4 protein-coding genes are annotated in these 6,000 nt (G+C 63.9%); all 4 read left to right on the top strand.

What is annotated here, in order from left to right:
* Positions 1-276 precede the first annotated feature (276 nt).
* The 4 genes from lldP to dld are packed head-to-tail and all read left to right on the top strand — an operon-like array spanning position 277 to position 5,591.
* Positions 277-1,935 (top strand): L-lactate permease, encoded by a 1,659-nt coding sequence (lldP, locus tag QMX78_RS08160; RefSeq protein WP_282268292.1) that lies wholly within the window; start codon positions 277-279, stop codon positions 1,933-1,935.
* Between the two features lie 54 nt (positions 1,936-1,989).
* Entirely contained in the window at positions 1,990-2,754 is a 765-nt protein-coding gene (gene lldR / locus QMX78_RS08155; RefSeq protein WP_282268290.1) for a transcriptional regulator LldR, read from the top strand.
* A 3-nt stretch (positions 2,755-2,757) separates the two neighbouring features.
* Complete coding sequence (lldD, locus tag QMX78_RS08150) at positions 2,758-3,897, top strand: FMN-dependent L-lactate dehydrogenase LldD (RefSeq protein WP_282268288.1); 1,140 nt, start codon at positions 2,758-2,760, stop codon at positions 3,895-3,897.
* On the top strand, positions 3,894-5,591 hold the full coding sequence (gene dld, locus QMX78_RS08145) for a D-lactate dehydrogenase (RefSeq protein WP_282268287.1): 1,698 nt from the start codon (positions 3,894-3,896) through the stop codon (positions 5,589-5,591). Before lldD ends, dld begins: the two co-directional genes overlap by 4 nt.
* Positions 5,592-6,000 lie beyond the last annotated feature (409 nt).

Genomic DNA, 6,000 nt, shown 5'->3' with positions numbered 1-6,000 from the left:
CATACCTTCGCCGCCAGCGGCAGATGGGTATCCGACACCGGCCCGAGGGGGGGGGGATTGGCGCTGGCTTCGCGGCTTACGCCGCTCCTACAAATTCCAAACATTGGTAATACCAAATATCTTCACTAACCCTATGGTCTAATAGGATCTTCGCGGAAACGGCGATTCAATCGCGGTTCGTTGGTCAGACAGATTGAATATTGGTAATACCAATATTTGCGACCGCCGCCACGCCACCTGCGGGTGGGCCGCCTTTCGCCTTTGACGAGAACCTGCATGCAGCCCTGGGAACAACTGTACGACCCCGCTGGCAACCTCTGGCTGTCCAGCCTGATCGCGCTGTTGCCGATCGCTTTCTTCTTCGTTGCCTTGGCCGTGCTGCGCATGAAGGGCTGGCTGGCCGGCACCATCACCGTCGCCATCGCGCTGGCCGTTGCACTGCTGTTCTATCGCATGCCGGTGTCGCAGGCCCTGGGTGCAGCCGGTTTCGGCTTCCTGTACGGGCTGTGGCCGATTGCCTGGATCATCATTGGCGCGGTGTTCCTGTACAAGGTGTCGGTCAAGACCGGCCAGTTCGCCATCATCCGTGCCTCGATCCTGTCGGTGACCGAAGACCAGCGCCTGCAGATGCTGATGGTCGGCTTCGCCTTCGGCGCCTTCCTCGAAGGTGCCGCAGGTTTTGGCGCACCGGTGGCGATCACCGCCGCGTTGCTGGTCGGGCTGGGCTTCAAGCCGCTGTATGCCGCTGGCCTGTGTCTTATCGTCAACACCGCACCGGTGGCCTTCGGCGCGATGGGCATTCCGATCATCGTCGCCGGCCAGGTCACTGGCCTGGATGCGTTCGAGATCGGGCAGATGGCCGGCCGCCAGCTGCCGTTCCTGACCATCATCGTGCTGTTCTGGATCATGGCCATCATGGATGGCTGGCGCGGCATCAAGGAAACCTGGCCGGCGGTGCTGGTTGCCGGTGGTTCCTTCGCCATCGCGCAGTACCTGACCTCCAACTTCATCGGCCCCGAACTGCCGGACATCACTGCGTCGCTGGCATCGTTGGTGTGCCTGACGCTGTTCCTGCGCCGCTGGCAGCCCAAGCGCATTTTCCGCTTCGAAACAGACGCCAGTGCCGACGCTGCCGCACAGGCATCGGCCGCGCCGCGTTACAGCGCCGGCCAGATCACCAAGGCGTGGTCGCCGTTCCTGATCCTCACCGCGATGGTCACGCTGTGGAGCATCAAGCCGTTCAAGGCCTTGTTCGCTGCCGGCGGCCCGCTGGAGAACTGGGTGCTGAAGCTGCCGGTGCCGGGCCTGGACCAGCTGGTGCAGAAGATGCCGCCGATCGTGAACGCGCCCACCGCCTACGAGGCCGTGTACAAGTTTGATGCCATCTCGGCCACCGGCACCGCGATCATGCTGGCGGCGGTGATTGCGATCATCTACCTGCGCATGCCGGTACGTGCGGCGGTGCGCACCTTTGGTGAGACCGTCAATGAACTGAAGATGCCGATCTATTCCATCGGCATGGTGCTGGCCTTCGCCTTCATCGCCAACTACTCCGGCTTGTCGGCGACATTGGCCTTGGCGCTTGCGCATACGGGCAAGGCATTCACCTTCTTCTCGCCCTTCCTGGGCTGGCTGGGCGTATTCCTGACCGGTTCGGACACCTCGTCCAATGCCTTGTTCTCTGCCTTGCAGGCGACTACGGCGCAGCAGATCGGTGTGTCCGAGGTGTTGCTGGTCGCGGCCAATACCACTGGCGGCGTCACCGGCAAGATGATCTCGCCGCAGTCCATCGCCATTGCCTGTGCGGCGGTGGGCCTGGCCGGCAAGGAATCGGACCTGTTCCGCTTCACCGTCAAGCACAGTCTGATCTTCACGGTGATGGTCGGCCTGATCACCACCGCGCAGGCCTACTGGCTCACCTGGATGATTCCCTGAGCCATGGTCGCCCGCATCCGCCAACCCAGTGCAGCTTCGGGCCACAATGTCGGCATGAGTACGCAACGTATTTCCGACAAGGTGGCCGCGCAGCTGCGCGTGCTGGTGGACGAACAACAACTGCAGCCGGGTGACCGGCTGCCTTCCGAGCGCGCACTGGCGGTGCAGCTCGGGGTCTCGCGCACGGCGCTGCGCGAGGCGATTGCTCAGCTGGGCAGCCAGGGTTTGCTGGTGGCGAGGGTTGGCGGTGGCACCTATGTGGCCGAGCCGGCTGCACGTGCACGGCAGGCCTTGGATGAACCGCTGGTGCCGTATCTGCCGCTATTCCAGGGTGATCCGGAATACCGTTTCGACGTGCTGGAAATCCGTCACGCGCTGGAAGGCGCAACCGCCTGGCATGCGGCGTTGCGGGCTACCGACGAGGACCGCGCACGCATCGCGCAGGCCTTCCAGACCATGATGGATGCACATGGCAAGGACGATCCGGCCGGCGAAGCGCGCGCCGACGCGGCTTTCCACCTGTCCATCGCCGAGGCCTCGCACAATCTGGTGCTGCTGCAGGTGATGCGCGGCCTGTTCGAGCTGCTGCAGACCAATATCTCGCAAAGCCGCGAGAAGCTCTACACCGCATCGACAACGTTTTCCCCTCTGTCTGACCAGCACCGCGAAATGATGGATGCGGTACTGGCCGGCGACCCCGAGCGTGCGCGTGCCGCAGCGCACACCCATCTTGAGTTCGTGCACACAACGCTGCGCACGCTCGATGAAGACGAGGCGCGGCGTGCCCGCGCTTCGCGGCTTCCTTCTCCCCACGGTTGACCCATGATCATCTCCGCCTCCACCGATTACCGTGCGGCCGCTCAGCGTCGTCTGCCGCCGTTCCTGTTCCACTACATCGATGGCGGCGCGTATGCCGAACACACGCTCAAACGTAATGTTTCCGATCTGTCCGACATCGCGCTGCGCCAGCGCATCCTGCGCGACATGTCCGAGCTCAGCCTGGAAACCGAGTTGTTCGGCGAGAAGCTGGCGATGCCGGTTGCGCTGGCGCCGGTCGGCCTGACCGGCATGTATGCGCGCCGCGGCGAAGTGCAGGCGGCGCGTGCGGCGGACAGCCGCGGCATTCCGTTCACCTTGTCGACGGTGTCGGTATGCCCGATCGAGGAAGTGGCACCAGCGATCAAGCGACCGATGTGGTTCCAGCTGTATGTGCTGCGCGACCGTGGCTTCATGCGCAACGCGCTGGAGCGCGCGCAGGCAGCCGGTGTCACCACGCTGGTGTTTACCGTGGACATGCCGGTGCCGGGCGCGCGCTACCGCGATGCGCATTCGGGCATGAGTGGCCCGAATGCCGGAATGCGCCGCATCGGCCAGGCCATGACCCATCCGCGCTGGGCCTGGGACGTGGGCCTGTTCGGCCGTCCGCATGATCTTGGCAACATCTCCGCCTATCGCGGCAGCCCGACCGGGCTGGAGGATTACATCGGTTGGCTGGGCAACAACTTCGACCCGTCGATCTCGTGGAAGGATCTGGAATGGATCCGCGAGTTCTGGAAAGGCCCGATGGTGATCAAGGGCATACTTGATCCGGATGATGCACGCGACGCGGTGCGTTTCGGCGCCGACGGCATCGTGGTTTCCAATCATGGTGGTCGCCAGCTGGATGGCGTGCTGTCCACCGCACGCGCCTTGCCGGCGATTGCCGATGCAGTACAGGGCGATCTGAAAATTCTCGCCGACTCCGGCATCCGCACCGGTCTGGACGTGGTGCGCATGCTCGCACTCGGCGCTGACAGCGTGCTGCTCGGCCGAGCCTTCGTCTACGCGCTTGCCGCGCAGGGCGAGGCCGGCGTGGCCAATTTGCTGGACCTGATCGCCAAGGAGATGCGCGTGGCGATGACGTTGACCGGTGCACGTCGCATTGCCGATATCAGCCGCGATTCGCTGGTCAACCTGGCATGAGTGCGAACGAGGCACTGTTGGCGCAGCTGCGCACAGCCGTTGGTGACGCCCATGTGCTGACCGGCGACAAGGCCACGCGCCGCTTCCGCAAGGGCTACCGCTTCGGCGATGGCGCGGTGCTGGCGGTGGTGCGGCCGGGAAGCCTGCTGGAGATGTGGCGCGCCTTGCAGGCAGCGGTGCAGGGCGGGGCGGCGATCATCCTGCAGGCGGCCAATACCGGCCTGACCGGAGGATCGACGCCGGATGGCAACGACTATGGTCGGCCGATCGTGCTGATCAGCACGCTGCGGCTGACCGGCGTGCAGCTGCTCGATGAAGGGCGGCAGGTGCTGTGCCTGCCCGGTGCTACCTTGGACCGGCTCGAACAGACCTTGGCGCCATTGGGGCGCGAGCCGCATTCGGTGATCGGTTCCTCGTGCATCGGTGCCTCGGTGCTGGGCGGTGTCTGCAACAACTCCGGTGGCTCGCTGGTGCGGCGTGGGCCGGCCTATACCGAGATGGCGCTGTACGCGCAGGTGGATGGCGATGGCCGCCTGCAGCTGGTGAACCATCTTGGCATTGCCCTGGGTGACACGCCGGAAGAAATCCTGCAGCGCCTGCAGGCCGGCGACTACCAGCCTGCCGATGTGCGTGTTGATGGTGAGCGTGCCGGCTCCGATCCGCGCTATGCCGAGCAGGTACGGCAGGTGGACGCGGCAACGCCCGCGCGTTTCAACGCCGACCCCAGCCGTCATTACGAAGCAGCGGGTTCGGCTGGCAAGCTGGCCGTATTCGCGGTGCGCCTGGATACTTTCGCCAAGGAAGCGTCCGAGGTCTTCTATATCGGCAGCAACAGCACTGAAAGCCTCACCGCGATCCGTCGCCAGCTGCTGACCGGCTTCGAGCGCCTGCCGATCTCCGGTGAATATATCCATCGCGTCGCCTATGACATCGGTGAGCGCTACGGCAAGGACACCTTCCTGCTGATCGACAAGCTGGGCACCGCACGGGTGCCGGCGGCATTCGCCTTGAAGAGCCGGGTTGATGGCTGGTTCGAGCGACTGGGCCTGCGTGGTGTCACCGATCACGCGATGCAGCTGCTGACCGGACTGTTGCCCTCGCATCTTCCCAAGCGCATGGGTGAGTTCCGCCAGCGCTATGAGCACCACTTGCTGGTCAAGGTTTCCGCACAGGATGCGGCGGCGACCGAGCAGTGGTTGCGCGGCTTCTTCGCCGGGCATGAAGGCGGCTACTTCCACTGCACGCCGGACGAAGGTCGCAAGGCATTCCTGCACAGGTTCGCAGTGGCTGGCGCGGCGGTGCGTTACCGCGAAGTGCATCGTGCGCAGGTACAGGACATCGTCGCACTGGATATCGCTCTGCGCCGCGACGACCGCGCGTGGTTCGAGCAGCTGCCGGCCGAGTTGGATGCGCGCTTGCTACACAAGCTCTATTACGGGCACTTCCTGTGCCATGTCTTTCATCAAGACTACATCGCCCGCAAGGGTGAAGACCCGATGGCGATCGAACACGCCATGTGGAAGCTGCTGGACGAACGCGGTGCCGAGTACCCGGCCGAGCACAACGTCGGTCACCTGTATCCGGCCAAGCCGGCGCTGGCGCAGTTCTACCAGCAGCTGGACCCGAGCAACACCTTCAACCCGGGCATTGGCCAGACCAGCAAGCAGCCGGGCTGGAAGGGCTGTGATTGCTGAGGCGCGAAGCGCCTGCTCAAGCTTTTGCTCAAGCCCCTCTCCCGCTTGCGGGGTGAGAGGGGCAGCTTACGAACCACTGGTTCGTTGCCCGTCGAACGTCCTTGCGCCAGCGCAAGGGCCGGGGCGCGGAGCGGGGGTTGGGGTGAGGGAAAGCTTCTACCTGGAAAACCATGATCAATAGCTAAAGCCAAAAGCCAAAAGCCAAAAGCCAAAAGCCAAAAGCCAAAAGCCAAAAGCCAAAAGCCCAAAGCCCAAAGCCCAAAGCTCCCCTCATCCGCCCCTGCGGGGCACCTTCTCCCGCAGGCGGGAGAAGGGATGTGCTTCGATGCTTGTTCCAGGTACTGCGGTGCTGCAGACGCTGAATTAATACACTTTAGATATCAAACCGTACACAGCAGGTTATGGATCG

The organism is Stenotrophomonas sp. PS02298, from assembly GCF_029959445.1.
In the GTDB taxonomy this organism is placed as follows: domain Bacteria; phylum Pseudomonadota; class Gammaproteobacteria; order Xanthomonadales; family Xanthomonadaceae; genus Stenotrophomonas.
This window is presented reverse-complemented; position numbering and strand designations above follow the sequence as displayed.

Excerpts from the sequence above, each read along its gene's own strand:
- lldP (WP_282268292.1), top strand. The coding sequence starts at position 277 with ATGCAGCCCTGGGAACAACTGTACGACCCCGCTGGCAACCTCTGGCTG.
- lldR (WP_282268290.1), top strand. The coding sequence starts at position 1,990 with ATGAGTACGCAACGTATTTCCGACAAGGTGGCCGCGCAGCTGCGCGTG.
- lldD (WP_282268288.1), top strand. The coding sequence starts at position 2,758 with ATGATCATCTCCGCCTCCACCGATTACCGTGCGGCCGCTCAGCGTCGT.
- dld (WP_282268287.1), top strand. The coding sequence starts at position 3,894 with ATGAGTGCGAACGAGGCACTGTTGGCGCAGCTGCGCACAGCCGTTGGT.